Origin of the sequence: Mesorhizobium ciceri biovar biserrulae WSM1271 (genome assembly GCF_000185905.1) — a bacterium.
GTDB lineage: Bacteria > Pseudomonadota > Alphaproteobacteria > Rhizobiales > Rhizobiaceae > Mesorhizobium > Mesorhizobium ciceri.
Window position 1 is genome coordinate 3,736,057 of sequence record NC_014923.1, and the last position, 15,695, is coordinate 3,751,751.

At 60.7% G+C, this 15,695-nt stretch carries 17 protein-coding genes and 1 tRNA gene; 7 read left to right on the plus strand and 11 right to left on the minus strand.

Translation table 11 applies throughout. The features are described from left to right. Positions 1 to 88 precede the first annotated feature (88 nt). Positions 89 to 790 (plus strand): TetR/AcrR family transcriptional regulator, encoded by a 702-nt coding sequence (locus MESCI_RS18035; protein WP_013531378.1) that lies wholly within the window; start codon positions 89 to 91, stop codon positions 788 to 790. A 107-nt stretch (positions 791 to 897) separates the two neighbouring features. On the opposite strand, the gene MESCI_RS18040 is transcribed toward MESCI_RS18035, so the two are convergent. From MESCI_RS18040 to MESCI_RS18060, 5 genes are read right to left on the minus strand one after another with little or no spacing between them, the layout of a single operon-like run. Next, complete coding sequence (locus MESCI_RS18040; protein WP_013531379.1) at positions 898 to 1,656, minus strand: MBL fold metallo-hydrolase; 759 nt, start codon at positions 1,654 to 1,656, stop codon at positions 898 to 900. A 2-nt stretch (positions 1,657 to 1,658) separates the two neighbouring features. Next, the gene (locus tag MESCI_RS18045) at positions 1,659 to 2,723 is read right to left on the minus strand and encodes an ABC transporter ATP-binding protein (RefSeq protein ID WP_013531380.1); all 1,065 of its coding nucleotides are present in this window, start codon (positions 2,721 to 2,723) and stop codon (positions 1,659 to 1,661) included. Further along, positions 2,720 to 3,502 (minus strand): ABC transporter permease, encoded by a 783-nt coding sequence (locus tag MESCI_RS18050; RefSeq protein ID WP_013531381.1) that lies wholly within the window; start codon positions 3,500 to 3,502, stop codon positions 2,720 to 2,722. Before MESCI_RS18050 ends, MESCI_RS18045 begins: the two co-directional genes overlap by 4 nt. A gap of 1 nt (position 3,503) precedes the next feature. Continuing rightward, positions 3,504 to 4,385 (minus strand): ABC transporter permease, encoded by an 882-nt coding sequence (locus tag MESCI_RS18055; protein WP_013531382.1) that lies wholly within the window; start codon positions 4,383 to 4,385, stop codon positions 3,504 to 3,506. A 13-nt stretch (positions 4,386 to 4,398) separates the two neighbouring features. After that, a complete protein-coding gene (locus MESCI_RS18060) occupies positions 4,399 to 5,490 on the minus strand; it encodes a polyamine ABC transporter substrate-binding protein (protein WP_013531383.1) in 1,092 nt (363 codons plus the stop codon). A gap of 91 nt (positions 5,491 to 5,581) precedes the next feature. On the opposite strand from MESCI_RS18060, the gene MESCI_RS18065 reads away from it, so the two are divergent. Together MESCI_RS18065 and MESCI_RS18070 are read left to right on the plus strand one after the other, a co-directional pair. Continuing rightward, complete coding sequence (locus MESCI_RS18065; RefSeq protein ID WP_013531384.1) at positions 5,582 to 6,196, plus strand: TetR/AcrR family transcriptional regulator; 615 nt, start codon at positions 5,582 to 5,584, stop codon at positions 6,194 to 6,196. Between the two features lie 123 nt (positions 6,197 to 6,319). Continuing rightward, the gene (locus MESCI_RS18070) at positions 6,320 to 6,889 is read left to right on the plus strand and encodes a DUF2569 family protein (protein WP_013531385.1); all 570 of its coding nucleotides are present in this window, start codon (positions 6,320 to 6,322) and stop codon (positions 6,887 to 6,889) included. A gap of 366 nt (positions 6,890 to 7,255) precedes the next feature. Here MESCI_RS18070 and MESCI_RS18075 read toward each other — a convergent pair whose 3' ends face one another. From MESCI_RS18075 to MESCI_RS18095, 5 genes are all read right to left on the minus strand, one after another. Further along, positions 7,256 to 7,555, minus strand: a complete 300-nt coding sequence (locus MESCI_RS18075) for a DUF1236 domain-containing protein (RefSeq protein WP_013531386.1) — start codon at positions 7,553 to 7,555, stop codon at positions 7,256 to 7,258. A gap of 1,260 nt (positions 7,556 to 8,815) precedes the next feature. After that, a complete protein-coding gene (locus MESCI_RS18080) occupies positions 8,816 to 9,523 on the minus strand; it encodes a Crp/Fnr family transcriptional regulator (protein ID WP_013531388.1) in 708 nt (235 codons plus the stop codon). Between the two features lie 614 nt (positions 9,524 to 10,137). Continuing rightward, the gene (locus MESCI_RS18085; RefSeq protein WP_013531389.1) at positions 10,138 to 10,518 is read right to left on the minus strand and encodes a hypothetical protein; all 381 of its coding nucleotides are present in this window, start codon (positions 10,516 to 10,518) and stop codon (positions 10,138 to 10,140) included. A 269-nt stretch (positions 10,519 to 10,787) separates the two neighbouring features. Beyond that, positions 10,788 to 11,441, minus strand: coding sequence for an outer membrane protein (locus MESCI_RS18090; RefSeq protein WP_013531390.1), 654 nt, complete (start codon positions 11,439 to 11,441; stop codon positions 10,788 to 10,790). A 1,098-nt stretch (positions 11,442 to 12,539) separates the two neighbouring features. Then, positions 12,540 to 12,615 (minus strand) — tRNA-Thr (locus MESCI_RS18095). A 156-nt stretch (positions 12,616 to 12,771) separates the two neighbouring features. Between MESCI_RS18095 and MESCI_RS32270 the strand changes: the two genes are divergently transcribed. The 4 genes from MESCI_RS32270 (at position 12,772) to MESCI_RS18110 (ending at position 14,812) form a co-directional block, all read left to right on the plus strand. Then, positions 12,772 to 12,939: a hypothetical protein gene (locus tag MESCI_RS32270; RefSeq protein ID WP_013531392.1), complete on the plus strand. Its 168-nt coding sequence runs from the start codon at positions 12,772 to 12,774 to the stop codon at positions 12,937 to 12,939. Positions 12,940 to 13,183: 244 nt separating this feature from the next. Then, positions 13,184 to 13,402 carry a hypothetical protein gene (locus MESCI_RS18100; protein WP_013531393.1) on the plus strand — a complete coding sequence of 73 codons (219 nt, stop codon included), beginning with the start codon at positions 13,184 to 13,186 and terminating at the stop codon, positions 13,400 to 13,402. A gap of 558 nt (positions 13,403 to 13,960) precedes the next feature. Beyond that, positions 13,961 to 14,266 carry a BA14K family protein gene (locus MESCI_RS18105; RefSeq protein WP_013531394.1) on the plus strand — a complete coding sequence of 102 codons (306 nt, stop codon included), beginning with the start codon at positions 13,961 to 13,963 and terminating at the stop codon, positions 14,264 to 14,266. A gap of 186 nt (positions 14,267 to 14,452) precedes the next feature. Beyond that, the gene (locus tag MESCI_RS18110; RefSeq protein ID WP_013531395.1) at positions 14,453 to 14,812 is read left to right on the plus strand and encodes a hypothetical protein; all 360 of its coding nucleotides are present in this window, start codon (positions 14,453 to 14,455) and stop codon (positions 14,810 to 14,812) included. Here MESCI_RS18110 and bhcR read toward each other — a convergent pair whose 3' ends face one another. Beyond that, positions 14,813 to 15,634 (minus strand): HTH-type transcriptional regulator BhcR, encoded by an 822-nt coding sequence (gene bhcR / locus MESCI_RS18115; RefSeq protein WP_013531396.1) that lies wholly within the window; start codon positions 15,632 to 15,634, stop codon positions 14,813 to 14,815. It abuts the gene before it with no gap. Positions 15,635 to 15,695 lie beyond the last annotated feature (61 nt).

Sequence of the window (15,695 nt, forward strand, 5' to 3'; positions counted from 1 at the left end):
GAGCCGACGCCGGACACCTCGAATAGACGGATCCGTGGCGGCGGCGTCGGTGATCGCCGGCAGAAGGTCCGAAAGGAGCTGGACGAAGATGGCGCAACAAAAAGCTGCGGCGGCAAAACGCAAAGGCGCAACGGCGAAGAATGGACGTGCCGCAAACGATGCCGCGCCGCCCAAGGACCGTCGGCGCGAACGCGGCGAAGCCAGCGTGCAGCGGATCATCGACGCCACCATCGAGCTCATCGCGGAGGAGGGGCTGGCAAGCGTCACCATGCAGCGCATCGCCGAACATGTCGGGTCGTCCAATGCCCTGGTCGTCTTCCATTTCCGCAGCAAGGAGAACCTGTTTCGCGCCGTCCTGCAGTATCTCAGCGATCGATATGATGAGCTGTGGGTGACGCTGGTGCGAGCGCCCGGCCTGTCGCCGGTTGAGCGGGCCCTGGGCGCGGTCGATTGCGCGCAACGTTTCGCCCGCCAGCACCCGAAATGGGTTTCGGTCTTTGTCGTGTTCTCCAGCGACCGCAAGAGCATGCAGATCTACAATGAGATCGGCCTGCCGAGCGATCTTGCCTACACCGCCGAAGCGCGCGAGCTGCTGATCGAGATTTCGCGCAGCGGCGGTTACACCGGCGTCGACATCGACACGCTGTCGGAGAGCCTGAATTATCTGGTTCATGGCGCCTGGTACTGGGATCATCTCAATCCATCCAGCCGCGACACCAACGTGCTGCGCAAGACCATGCTGCTCCTGCTGCATCAGGCATTCCCGCGGCATTTCGAACTGATGCGCTAGAGCAATTCCAGGAAAAGTGTGAAACGGTTTTCCGTCCGGAATTGCGCCAAACAAGGAGTTGGAGTGGTTCGCCGTTTCCGTGAAACGGTGAACCGCTCTGACCGCTTTCAGGGCTGCCGCAGATGGCAGCCGGCTCGCCGCTTTTGTTCCAGATACTCGTCGACGAGCTGGCGGTAGCGCACTTTGCCGAAACTCGGGAAATGGCCGCCATGCACGACCGAGACATCGAGGTCGCGCATACGCAAGAGCGTCGCCATGTAATCGGGGATATCCGAGTGGTAGACATCGTCGATCAGCGGGCCGTCATAGATGATGTCGCCTGATAACAGGATGCCCGTCCTGTTTTCATAGAGCGCGATGCCGCCGGGCGAATGGCCGGGCGTGTGGATCACCTCGAAGGCACGATCGCCGAGATCGACGACGTCCCCATGCTCGAGCAAACGGCCGGCCGGTGCGGGCAGAATGCCGTAGCGCGCCGTGTCCCAGCCTTGCGGCATGCGATCGAACATTTCGTCGGTCGCATAGGTGCCGGCTGCCGTCCACTCGTTACGCGGATCGGCGAGGATCCCGGCCTCGGCGGCGTGCACGCAGCGCTCGGGAAATTCGTGGTGGCAGCCTATATGGTCGAAATGCGTGTGGCTGGCGACGCAAATCAGCTTGCGCTCGCTGACCAACGGCACGTGACGCCTGAGGCTGAAATGGCCAAGCCCGGTGTCGAACAGGAGATCGCGATCGCGGCCGCGCACATGCCACATGTTGCAGCGGAAGAATGGTTTTATCCATGGCTCGTGGATCAAGGTTACGCCATCGCTCATGCGGATGGTCTCGTACCAGTCGGGAGCGTCGATGACCGCAAGCGTTGCCATGTTCAATCCGTCAGCAGGATGATCTGATCGGTATCGCAGGAAATCGCGACCCTGTCGCCCGGCTGGACGGTCGCCGTCGCGGGCAATTTGGCGATGAAGTGGAGCGAAGGGTCCTCGACGGAAACGGCGAGCACGCGCTTGAAGCTGCCCTGGAAGACCACGTCGCTCACCTCGGCCGTGCCAAGCCTGACACCGCCGCGCGCCTCGCCGAGGACAAGATGCTCCGGCCGTATGGCCAGCGCAACGGCAAAGCCGACCGGCAAGGCGCCAGGCAGCGAGACCGGCCCGACCGGCGTCGCGACGGTGCTTGTCCTATCCTTCGCCTCCGTGACCGTGCCGGCGAGGATCGTGCTTTCGCCCATGAAGGTCGCCGAAAAACGCGTCGCCGGCCGTGCGTAGACGCGCTCTGGCGGACCTTCGTCCTCGATGCGCCCGTCATTCATCACCACGCAATGGTCGGCCAGCGCCATCGCCTCTTCCTGGTCGTGCGTGACATGGATAAAGGCGGTGCCGACGCGCTTCTGGATCGCCTTCAATTCATCCTGCATCTGCCGGCGAAGTTTGAGGTCGAGGGCGCCGAGCGGCTCGTCGAGCAACAGCACCGCCGGCTCGATCACCAGCGCCCGCGCCAGCGCCACGCGCTGCCGTTGGCCGCCGGAGAGCTGATGCGGCTTCTTGTCGAAGGCAGAGGCGAGACCGACCAGCGCCAGCGCTTCACGCGCCTTTCCCGCGCGTGTCGCGCCGTCGACGCCCTGCATGCGCAGGCCGAAGCCGACATTGCTGCCGACGCTCATATGTGGGAACAGCGCATAGTCCTGGAACACCGTCGTCGTCGGCCGCTTGGCCGGCGGCACCGACGTGCAATCCTCGCCACGGATGAACACCTTGCCTTCGCTGGGGGTGACGAAGCCGCCCAGAATGGACAAGAGCGTCGTCTTGCCGGAGCCGGACGGCCCGAGCAGGATCGTGTAGCTGCCGGGCTCGATCTGCAGCGAGACATCCTTCAGCACGGTGTGCTGGCCGAAGCGATGCGAGACACTGCTGATGTCGACGAGGGGCGCGCTCATGCGGGCTTTCTCCGAAGCAATGTCAGTTCAAAAAACACCACCAGCACGATGGAGACGGCGAAGACCAGCGAGCCGACGGCATTGGTCTTGGGATTGAGGCCGGAACGCAGCAGGTTCCAGATCTCGACCGGCAGCGTGGTGTCGAAGCGGGTGAGCAGGAAGGAGATCACGAATTCGTCCCAGGAGAAGGTCATCGACAGGAAGAAGCCGGCGAAGATGGCCGGCGCCATGACCGGCACGGTGATCAACAGCAGCACCTTCCATTCCGGCGCGCCGAGGTCGCGCGCGGCGCGCTCGATGTTGATCTGGTGGTCGCCCATCTGGCTGTAGATGATGGCAAAGCACAGCGGCAGATTGATCACGACATGGCCGATGCCGGCGGCAAGCAAGGATTTCGGTACGCCGGCCCAGTTGAACAGCACCAGCAGCCCCATGCCGATGATGAGATAGCTGACCGTCAGCGGCAGGGTGATCAGCCCGCGCAGCAGGCCGGAGCCGGGCAGGACGAAGCGGGCAAAGCCCCAGGCGGAAAGGAAGCCGAGCGTCACGGCGGCGAGCGACGAGATGGACGCGACCAGCAGCGAATTGACCAACGCCGAAGTCAGCCGTGGGTCCGAGAGCACTGCGTCGTACCAGCGCAGCGACGGGCCGGTGAAGGGCGGGATCGGGAACGACGTCGCCTGCAGCGAAAACAGCACCAGCACGATCACGGGCAGGAAGATGAAGCCGTAGACGGCAAGCGCGTAGAGCCAGGAGGCGATGCGGACAATCCTGCGCATCTCAGGCCCGCTCGATCTTCAGCCAGCGGGCGCAGGCGAGATAGGCGATGGTGACCACCGCCATCAGGATGATCGACAGCGCCGAGGCCAGCGGAAAGTCGCCGCGCCGGCCGATCTGCATCATCACCAGCTGCGGCATCAGCAGCTCGTTGTTGCCGCCCAGGATCTGCGGCGTGATGTAGTCGCCGATGCACAGCACGAAAGTGAGGAAGGCGCCGACCATGATGCCGGGCAAGGTCAGCGGCAGCACGACATGCAGGAAGGTTCGCACCGGCCCGGCGCCGAGATCGGCGGCCGCCTTGCGGTAGCTGGGGCTGAGCTGCTTGAGATTGGCGAAGATCGTCAGCGTCAACAACATGACGAAGAAGTGCACGAAGCCGGTGATGGTGGCGAAACGCGTGTTGGCGAGATGCACAGGCTCGCTGATGAGGCCCGAGCCGGTCAGCGCCCGGTTTACGACGCCGTTCTGCGCCAGCACCAGCAGCCAGGAATAGGAGCGCACGACATAGGAGGTCCAGAACGGCAGCACCGCCAGCATCAGCGCCAGCCGCTGCCAGCGCTCCGGCACCTGTTCGGCGAGGATCCAGGCGAAGGGATAGGCGAGCAGCACCGAGACCACGGTGACGATCGCGGTCACCTCAAGCGAGTTCACCATCGCCTGCCAGTAGGAAGGGTTGGTGAAGAATTGGCTGTAGTTGGACAGCGTGAAGCCGCCGCCCTCATGCGCCGTCAGGCTGGAAAACCCCATGGCAATGAACGGCAGCACGAAGAACAGCAGCGTCCAGCCGAGCGCCGGCGTGACCAGCGCCCAGGGCAGAGCAGAGCTCGCCCGGGGCAGGGTATGGCCCGCCCGGGGCAAGGGGTTGTTTCCAGCCGAGCTCATGAGCGCTATCGGCTCATTTCGCCTGCAGCATTTCGGTCCACATGTCCTGCATCTTCTTGTCGAGATCGGCGTTCGGCGCCGGATAGGCCTGGGCACGCGTCAGGAAGCCCGGCTGTTCGTCGAAGCGCAGCACCTTCTTCTGGTCGTCGGTCAGTGCTGCCTTGGTGTTGGCCGGCATGCCCCAGTAGCAGGAGGAGGTGGCAAGCCGCGCCTGGCCCTCCGGGCTCATAATGTACTGGATGAACTTCAGCGCCATGTCCTTGTTCCTGGAATCCTTGAACATGGCCAGCGACTGCGACCACAGAACCGCACCTTCTTTCGGGATGGAGAAGTCCAGCGCCGGGTTTTCCTTGGCCAGGCCCGCCGTCACCCATTCGCCGCCGCCGACCAGTATGTCGACCTCGCCCGTCGCCAGCGCCGTCTGGCTGGCGGTCACTTCGCCGACCAGCTTGGCATTGGCTTTCATCTTCAAGAGCTCGTCCTTGAGGGCGGGCAGGTCGGCTTCGGTGAGATCGGCCGTCTTCTTGCCGATCGCCAGTGCGGCCATGCCGATGACCGGCAGGTAGTAGTCGTAGATGGCGACCTTGCCCTTGTACTTGTCGCCGGTCAGGGCCGCCATCGACTGCATGTCGGCCGGGTCGACCTTGGTCTTGTTGTAGCCGATCGTGTTGTAGCCGAACTTTTCGGTGATGCCGTAGCGCTTGCCGCCGACCATGGTGGAGCCGTCCATCTTCACCTGCGCAAACAGGTCGGCCAGCGGCAGCTTGTCTTCCGGCAGCGGCTCGAACAGGCCTTTTTCGACGCCGCGCGGCACGTCGATCGAATCGATCACCATCACGTCCCAGTCGCCCGGCTGTGACTGTTCGACGATGGCGAGGCCAGCGCCGGTGCCCTCGAATTCCTTGACGTTGACCTTGACGCCATTGGCCTCCTCGAAGGGCTGCAGCAGTGCTGGATCGGCATGATCGCACCAGATCAGCGCGTTGAGGTCGGCGGCCTGGACAGCGCTGCCGGCTGCGAGCAACAGCGCCGCGGCCGCGCACGCAGCATGCAGATGGCTCTTCAACATGGAAAGCGAATTCATGGTCTTGGAATGTGCGGACATCGAGTGTTCTCCCTTGCCTTTGTGGCTTCTTGCAAAAAATTGAACCAATTCTAAAATTGAGTCAATTCTGTTTTTGTGGCAAGAGGCTGGAATGAGCGGATTGCGGGCAAGGCAAAAGGCGGACCGGCACAGGCGCATCATCGAAGCGGCGGCGGAACTGTTTCGAGAGGCCGGCTATGAGGGCGCCAAGATAGAGGCGATCGCCACGCAGGCCGAGGTCTCGGTCGGCACCATCTACAACTACTATGAGAACAAGGGCGACATCCTCGGCGCCATCGTCTCGCTGGAGGTCAATGAGGTGCTGAATGCCGGGCAGGGCGTCGTCGCCAGGCCGCCGGCCAATGTCGGCGATGCGCTGGATACGCTGATCGGCATCTACATCGAGCACTCGCTGCACTATCTCAGCAAGGAGATGTGGCGGCAGGCAATGGCGATCTCGACGCAACTGCCCGACAGCCCGTTCGGCCAGGCCTACACCGCGCTCGACCGCGCGCTGACCGAACAGATCCGCGCCCTGATCGCCCGCCTGCAGGCGCTCGGCCTGGTGCGGCAGGACATCGACGGAGCAGCGCTCGGCGAACTGATCTTCAACAACATGAACATGATGTTCATCGAATTCGTGAAGCGCGACGCGGCGAAAATACCGGAGCTGCGCGCGGCGATCCGAAGGCAGAACCGGATTTTGGTGGCGGCGATCGGGGTGTGAAGGAGTCAGGAGCAGACAGGAGAAATCGTCGGTTCGACATAACTTCATTCACACGAGGGCTCGCCTCTTGAGTTGAATCTAAACCTTGTACAACTTAAAGGGGCATAAAAAGGAGAGGGGTAAATGGGGGCGTTTTCCATCTGGCATTGGGCGATCATGCTGCTGTTGATCGGCGTGCCTGTTTTCTTTGCTGTTCGATCGGCCGCGAAGCCGTCGCAGAATCCTGAGACTCTTGTGGGCTTCGGCGGCTGGCTGATGCTGCTGGCTATCGGTCAGGCATTGTCACCGCTGCCCACACTCGCCGAATTGGGGGCCTCCAGCGATGGCTACAACCAGCTCATGCTGGTGCCGAATGGACCCATGGTGGTCTATGGCGAGGTTGCCCTGCTGCTGGCATTTATGGTGTTTCAGCTTGTGGTGCTCGTTGCCATGCTGAGGCGGAGCCTTCGGTTCAAGCAGTTGTTTCTCATCCAATGGCTCGCAATCCCGGTGGCGGTCATACTGGACGCGATCTGGGTCTCCACCGCGATCGGGGTTTCGGTTCGGAAAGTGGTCACTGGCGAGGCGCTTGCGACGTACATAGTCTCGTTTGTGCTGATAGGGCTCTGGGTCGCCTACGTCTACAAGTCCGTCAGGGTGCGGAACACCTTCACCAGGGTTGGGGCATCCACCCAGGTTGCTGGCGCGTCGTAGAAGAAGGCACAACTTGGAATGTTGGAACTGCGCGCGGCGATCCGCGGGCAGAACCGAATTCTTGTGGCGGCGATTGGGGTGTGACCTCGTGCACCACTATGTCGCCATCGAACCTGGAACGGCCAGATCCTGAGCCGACCGACCTCGACCATCATCCGTGACGGCTGCGACCTTTTGGAAGGTCTTTATTTCGGCCTCATTTATACGTGCTGCCCGCGCTCTCGCCTGGAGATCAACCAGGCGCGCCACGAGCGCTTGCGACGTCTCGACTTCAGGGTTCATCATTTTCATTTGTCCGATTGAGTGGCGATCTGACGAGCGCAACCCGCCGGCATCCCTGCCGGCGGGCCTGGCCGGTTCGAAGTTTCAGTCGTAGACTTTCACAATCTTGCGTGTGCTCGGGTCCACCAAAACCGTTCGGTTGTCGACCACCGTATAGCGGTATTTGACGTTGGGAACCTCGTGGAGTTCGACCGTGTCTGGCAGAGCCGTGCCGACATTCAACTCCACCCCCGGAAGCTTCACAGAAGCCAAGGGTTGCTTCTTCACGTATTCGCGGACGACGGTGTCCTGTTCCGGTGTGATAACCACATCCTGTGCCGCAACCGCGCCGACGCTGGCCAACAGCAAGAGCGCCGCAGCGGCGCTGCTTAGGTGCATCCTCATTTGTTTTTCTCCTCTTGTAACCTGGCGGCAGCACGATCGGCTGGGCGCCAGCCACCCGAACACGTCGCCAGGCCAAACGTTCCTCATACGGGCCTCTGTCTGAATCCGCGCAGGACCAAAGTCTGGTTGGAAAACGCAATGGTCTTACCCGTTGGGAGTAGGCGGAACGGCTTAGGCCTAAAGGTTGTTGTCTCTCCAATTCGGAGAGAAACAGTGGAAAAAAGTGTCGGCCAGGCGCGATGGTTGCTCGCACCGATTTTCGCAACAGCCATCACCTTCTTGGTGATGGGGGTCGTTCTTGGCTGACATGGCGTGGATCGGCGCAGCTACGTCCCTTCCTGCGCTGATAGGACCCGTGAGCTGCTTCGACGGCGGGCGGGTCCTGTATTTCACCGTGCGCCCATGCATGCTCATTCGGCAGGCGTGGGCGCATTTCTAGCACATGTACCTTGGGAGGTTTATTATGGATCGGCGATCCTTCTTGACTGCAATGTTTGGCGTTGCCGGGGCAGCGGCTCTTGCAAGCGCTGTCCGCCCAACTGACGCAATGGCGGGTGTTCCAGGGGCCGGACACGGCATCCTCGATGAACTTGAGACGCCACAAACAGAGACCTTTGAAGAAGACGCACAGGCAGAAGTGCAGCAAGTCTACCATCGGGACTGGCACTACCGTCCCCACCGCCGCCGGCGGGGCTGGAGACGGGTTTGCCGCAGTTATTGGCGGCATGGTCGCCGTCGCGTCCGGTGCTACCGCCGACGTGGTCCTTCGGTCGTCCTTCGATTTTAACTGATTTCCCGCCTCGGCCCGTTCCGGCTCACGCGCCGAGAACGGGCCGGTTTAGATTCTTTTCGGTGAACGATCACAATGACATTGGTCCAGAGATCGAATGAGAGTGGCAGCGCGAACCAACCGGGAAATGGCAACGATGATCGTGCGCCCGGGTTTGTGGCCTCCGTCGCTTTGCCGGACAAAGAAAACATTGCCGACCTTGTCAGGCGAACAGAGCGCATGGCCATCTTGGTGGTTCTTGGACTGAGCGGCTGGTTGATGCTCGTCCCCGCTATTTATCTTGTGCTGACGCACGGGATATGAAGCTTGCGGGACATCCGTGCGCGCCCAGGGTTGGATTGCAATCGCATCGGATCGCGGCTTCCGCAGCCGTTTCGTGTCACCGGCAATATGGGCGGGACGGGCTGTATTGCTGGCGCGAGGCGCAGGTGCTTGGATCACCGCGGCCTACGTCCGGCATGCTTGGAGCGCTATAATCCAACTAGCCGAACGTAATCGGCTTCTGGCTTGCCGTAGGTGCCGTTTGCGCAGGCCGCAAGTCCGCTGCGGTCCCTGATGTGCACTTCGCCACGTCGAGAATAGATGAAACCACGTCCTTCCAGCACTTGCAGCCCAACGGTAACGCCTGGGCGTCTTGCTCCAAGCATGACGGCGAGAAACTCATGGGTGATCGCAAGGCGCTCGCCGTGGACCCGATCGTCACACATTAGAAGCCAGCGCGCCAACCGCTCTTCAAGGTTTGATTTTGCGTTGATCAGGGCCGTATAGCTGGTCTGGATGTGGAAGTAGTGGACATAGCGCAACAGGAAAAGGCGCAACGTTGGGCTGTTCGCAAGAGCCTCCTTGAAGGGCTCGGTTCCCATCCTGAAAGCGCTGCCGGCCGACTGAACGTAACATTGATGCGCTGCATAGTCAGCGCCCATCACGAGCGCGGCACCGGTCATTCCCTCAAAGCCGACAAGGCCTACCTCGGCTTCCTTACCTGAAGCCGTCGCGACCACAGAAGCGATGCCGTCCTCCAGGAAGTACACCGTCTCGATCTCCGAATCGGCTTTCTCTAAGGTCGTTTTCGGCTCGAGGTCACACAGTTCAAGGTGTGGCTGCAAAAGCCCCAGGTCACCAGGGTCAAGCCTACGCAACAATTGGTTTCTGTAGGAATCGTTCTCTGGATTGGTCATAGCTCAATCCCGCTTGGGGCAAGAGCTTTCCAATCTCCCTGCCGTCTGCGCCCGTAGACACGTGCAGACGATTTAAAAAATATACGCCCTCTGGCGCGCGATTGACAGTGAAATGCGACCTGATGCGCGGCGTCCCCTCAGCCGCCGAATTACAAAACAGGGGTGTACAAAGTTAAAGGGTTGGGATCGTACAGAACTCTGCTTCGTACGAATCCGACAATTTGTGATCGCAGCCAACGAGCCGGCATGATGTACATGATTATCAATGTCGAGGCAGAGCGACGAGAGGGCACTGGTAGGACCGACTGGCAAGGCGACGGCTGTGCCCCATAACGGGTCAAAAGTTTTTGGCATCTAAATTGCTTTCACAGGTATGGGGTGGGCGAGAGCCCGTCGCTTCGCAAATGGAGCGGCGGGTCTACCCTACCAGTGACTGTCGAATGGCCACGGCAGCAGAATGTACCGCCTTTCAGCAGAAACTAACGGAACATCCGTACTCGCCCGAAGTTGGATTGCAGGAAGCGTCGCATGCGGGCTTCCGCAGCCCGTTTCGTGTCACCGGCAATGTGGGCGGGACGGGCTGCTTTGCGTTGGTACGCAATTTATACCGCTGACTACTTGTGGGTAATCCAGTCCAACAAGCCAACGTTAACCTGCTCGCACCCGACATATTCGCGGACCAAGCTTTCAGCCAGGTGGCGCCATTCACACTCGGGAACGCCTGTTTCCCTGACCAGGTTTCGAAACGCCGAGCGGAGTATGTCGGCATCGAAGGCCGAGACGGCAACAGGACCTGGCTCCGGATCTCCCTCCCGGGCCATGTCATCGCGATGACGTTGGCGAAGGCGCTTGAGCAGTTCGCGCGAGGCCTCGATTGCGCGTCGGGAGTGGTCCATATCACGGCGAAATGAGGCAGTTCCGGCCAGGGAATGGTGCCGCAACCGAAAGCTGGTTTCTATAACCGCGCGTGCGACTTCTATATGCGTTTCTGCCATCGCGGCCTCCCTTCCTGCGAAAGGATTTATTTACTCTCTTGTCACGCGTGACCCAAGAAGGATTCAACGTACGGTTTGGTACGAAGGGATGGCGCGCAGATGGGCATGGTCCCGAACGAACGAAGGGCCTGAACGGCAAACTATTTGCGATCCAGGCCCCTAGCCGTCGGGTTCGCGGCGACATTGCGCCCGCGGAATGCCATTCACAAGCTGGACCTTGGTCTTGCCATTCCCGCGGAGGGCGTCAAAGTCGGAGACGCGCTGAACAGTTAGAACTTCATCGCGATGCCGACGCGGAAATCGTGCGTCTGAAGCGTGTGTTCCAGCGTGCATCCGCCGCCACAATATTCAAGCGACTTCTTGCCGAAGAAGGAGAAGTCGTATTCGCCGCGCAAGAACACGTTGTGTGTGAGCGCGACGTCGATGCCTGCTCCAACAACACCACCGACCAAGGTGGCATCCCGCTCAGCGTTTCCACCCGGGTAGAATGTCTTCAGCTTTGCAGCGGTTACACCAGCCGTGACGAACGGCATGTAGGCTCCCATGTCCATGCCAACGCGACCCTTTACGGATCCGAACAAACCTGTGGAGGCGTCAAGGACGCCTGGGCCTGGAATATCGTCGAAGGTGTTCTTCTTGAAGCGGTAGCCAAGCTCGCCTTCGACGCCATAGACAATCTTGCCGGATTGGAGGTTATAGCCTGCAAAGCCGCCGACCGTTGCCGAGCCGACATTATGCGTTGCGCCAGCCTGGGCGCCCGGTCCATAGATCTTGTAGTGTTCCAACGTTCCGGCACCGAACACGCCGGCGTATGGCCCTTGCCAGGTCCATTCAGGGGTATCGACAGGAGCGATCGTCATATCGGCAGCCATGGCCGGAGCCGCGGAAAGCGCAACGAATGAAGCGAGCAAAAAAGCTTTCATGAAATCCCCATCAAAATCGCCAATCGCCTTATATCGATGAGCCTGCAACTTTGTATATAGCTAGGAAGTCACACCCGTAGGCTAAGTTGCTGCGCCTGAATTCGGCGAAATAGGTATCGGGATGGCCGGTGCAAGCAGGCATCCCTCGAAGAGCTCAATACTTCCGCGTCAGGCTTCGATGCGGGCATTATCGAGAAATTCAAGTGCTGAGCGTGGAAGGGTGCCGTTCTGATCTTCAATGAAGCCGCTGCCGCACGGATCAGGCTTGCAGCTGTGTTCGCGAAGAATGCCGATGGGTATACCGGACGGCTCAATCCGCAGCAATCAGGAAGGATGCCGTCGACGCCATAGTTAGGCGGCGGCGCGCAGGGCGGTGACTCGCCCAATGTCCGGGTCCCTTCTCAGCCATCTATCGGTAAAGTCCCGGGTATTTGGCCTTCTCAGCCTGGCAATTTCCCGCTCTCTGGACCGCCATGGCGTAAGCTCTTTCATAGGTGCGAATGGCCTTCCGGAACTTAGGAGGATTAGGCGTCAGGTGTTTTTCTAATCCCCTCGTACAAAAGCACAGGGACAGCAATGATAGCTTTTCCATCTTCTGTAGGCCTCAGCCGGCACCTTTGCATAACGCCGTTGAGGTTACCTGCCATTTTAGCGGCCAAATTTAACTTGGCATCGGGCATCCCGACCAGGAAGTGGATATTGTCCTGTCCTGCCGAAGCCGCCGAAGACGCGAAGCAAATTGCGGCGGCGAGTGCGACCAAAATGCGGATCAAAGTGACGTCCCCCCAATATTCCCAAATCTGAGCCAGGCTGAATATTTGGCAACCTAGCACCAAGCACACTATCCACAAATATGACACCTTCAAAACGCTCTCGCTCGATGCGCCAATGGGAGGGACTGACCTTAGGCGAATCGATTTGCTGGTGGCGCCGGAACCTTACGAGCCGGAGGAGGACGAAGAGGATGATCCGGATACGGTGATGCTCTGGGGCGGATACTCGCGTTGGCAAATGAAAAATTCCAGGTGGATAAGCGGTGGATCGAACCCGAACCTTGTTTTCTAAGCTTTTGAAAATGTTATGGTTTTTGCATTGTGCTGGTGCCCCCGGACGGAATCGAACCGCCGACCTTCGGTTTACAAAACCGCTGCTCTACCAGCTGAGCTACAAGGGCACGGCGCTCCGGTTAGCATATTTGTTGCGCCAGTAAAGACAAAACTCCGTTTTTTCCCGGCATGCCGCATGGGCCGTCGGCGAGGGCATCCTGAAAACCGCCGGATTGCTTCCTACATCTAGGGAAGGGTGCAATCGCTTCGAGCAGGGGTGTCGCATGATCAGATTTGTCATCATTCTTCCGATCATCTTCGTGGCCTGGATGCTGCTGGTGAAGATCATCAGCGACGTGAAGAAGGCCAATGTCGACTGGACCGGCGTCACCACCATCATCGGCTTCATCGCGCTGGCGTTCTGGCTGCGCCATGTCACGGGGATGGGGTGAGGGAATAGGGGAATAGGGGAATAGGGGAATAGGGGAATAGGGGAATAGGGGAATAGGGGAATAGGGGAATAGGGGAATAGGGGAATAGGGGGCGACGGGTCATTGGTGTCCTTGCCGTCGCCGCGCTGGCGTCAACGGCGTCCCACAAAAAATCTCCTCAACCTTTCGAACCTTTTGCTGCGCCGCGCCGACTGATGGTCAGAGGCGAATGGGTCGCCTCGATCAAAAGATCCAGGAGATCATCATGTTCAAGCGCACTCTTACCTCGGGCCTCGTCGCCATCTTCGTCGCCACCGGCGCGCTCGCCGGCACTGTCGGCACGTCGTCAGCCCACGGCATGCATGGCCATCATCATCACCACCACAACCATCACAAGAAGCACTTCAAGAAGTTCTGGTGGAAGCACTACAACCACCACCACAACCATCACCACAGGCACGGCAGGGTGATCATTTTCCTTTGATGGAGGGACCCAATTCCCCAAGAGGGCGGCTTCGGCCGCCCTTTTTGCGTTCGGCGATCACCTTGTGAAGTCGGGCGGCAAAGCTGCTGATCCCCGCAAGCTACGGCATGCACACATTTCCAAGCAACTGGTCTTTGGCGATAGAGTGCATGGCAGCTTGGCGCATGCATTGCCTATGCGGCGCTGGTCCCGCTCCGTCTCGGCTTCGCCGAGCCAACGCTCGCCCACCAACGCTCCTTTCCTTTCCCTCCGGAGGGGGGAAGGTGGCGCTGCGAAGCAGCGACGGATTGGGGGACCCACGCGGCAATCGGGCCTCGGGCCGATCAGTCACCCCAGTCATAGCGGGTATGTGCATGGCGTAGCCCCAGCAAATGGGGGAGATTGGCCGCATCAACGTCCTCTCCAACCTCTTCCAGTCGCCGTCAGCGTGGACCTCGGTCCATCCGATTTCCCGGATCTCAGAAAAATCAAAAAAAGTTCGAACCTTTTTCCTGGCTGCGACGACAGATGATCAAGAGGCGGATGGATCGCCTCGGTCAACGAAGCAAGGAGATCGTCATGTTCAAGAACACACTCGTTTCCGGCCTTATCGCCACCGCCGTCGCCGCCGCCACGCTGGCCGGCACCGTGCAGCCTTCGGCCGCCCACAGCCATCACCACAACCGCGAAATCGGCATCGGCATTGCTGCCGGCGTCGGCGGCTTCGTCCTCGGCAGCCTGCTCGCCCAGCCGCGCACCGTCTATGTCGACGAAGGCGGTGGCTCGTGGCATGTCCGCCGCTGCTACGATCGCTATGCCAGCTACGACGCGGACTCCGATACCTATCTCGGCCACGACGGATACCGCCACTATTGCCGTCTCTGAGGGGAGGACCCGTTCAGCAACAGAGGGGCCCATGCGAGCCCCTCTTCTGTTGTCTGGATGGTAGCGGTGCGTGCTCCATCGGCCGCTTCAGCGCAGAACTGAAGGGATTGGTCCGGCGACAGATCGGACAGTGTACAGAGATTTTCCGAGCGTCTATCCTGGACCGCGAAACGCGGGGAGAGACCCTTGGACGAGCAGGACCCCAGGGAAGACCTGGTCGAAACGGTTTTCCGCAACGGCACCGTCACCACCGTCGGCATCCTGCTGGCGTTTTCGCTGGGCTTCATCACCCATTGGGCCGCCAACCCGATCCCGTGGCAGACCTACCATCTTGTCGCCGTCCTGCCGATCCTGGCCGGCATTGCCTTGCAGATGCGGGCGCTCTCGCTGCTGCTCGACACGAAATGTCTGCAGCGGCGCATCTATGAACGCGCCAACCGCATCTTCATGGCCGGCCTGATATTCACCGCCTGCGGCGTCGGCATGGCCATCCTTCTCGATTTCTTCGATATCGCGACCAGGAGCGCGCTGCCCGGGGCGGGCTGATCAGCCGGTTCGCACGCCGCCGATCATCCTGGTCACCTCGGCTGCCGCATCGCGCACCAGCGGGCCGATCTCGGCCAGCCGCTCCGGCGTCACCCGCACCGTCGGCCCCGACACGGAAACGCCGCCGATCGGCTCGCCGAATTCGTTGAAGATGGCGGCTGCCACGCAACGCATGCCGGGGTGCCGCTCCTCGTCGTCGACCGACCAGCCGCGCAGCTTGATCCGCGCCAGATCGTGGGCAAGCGCCGAAATGTCGGACAGCGTCCTGTCGGTGAAGCGCTGCAGGCCTGCCTTGCGCAGCATGGTTCCGACGCGCTCCGGCTCGAGATGCGCCAGTACCGCCTTGCCGATGCCGGACGCATGGAAGGGGCTGCGCGTGCCCGGCCGGAAGAAGGCGCGGATCGCCTGATGCGTCTCGACCTGGCTGACGAAGACCACGCAATCGTCCTCGGCGACGCCGAGATTGGCGGTCTCGCCGGTTCTCTCCATCAGCTCCTGCATGACGACACGCGCGCGGTCGACCAGCTTGCGGCGGCGCAGGAAGGCCGCGCCCATGCGGTAGGTCTCGACGCCGATCGACCACAGCTGGTCTGATGTGTCGAATTCGACCATTCCGTGGTTTTGCAGCGTCGTCAGCATGCGGTAGGCGGTGGAGGCGGCAAGCCCGCTCTGCGCCGATATTTCGCTTAGCGACAGGCCGCTGCCTTCCGCGACAATGGCCAGGATCCGCAGCGCCCGATCGAGCGACTGCACCGAACTGGCCTCCGAGGGCCCATTGAAAGCGCGCGGCCGGCCGCGCTGGCGTTTTTCCGTGGTTTCCATGGCGTCATTCTCGACCGATTTCGCCAAATGCACAATGAAAAAGTTTTTCACTGATATCGCC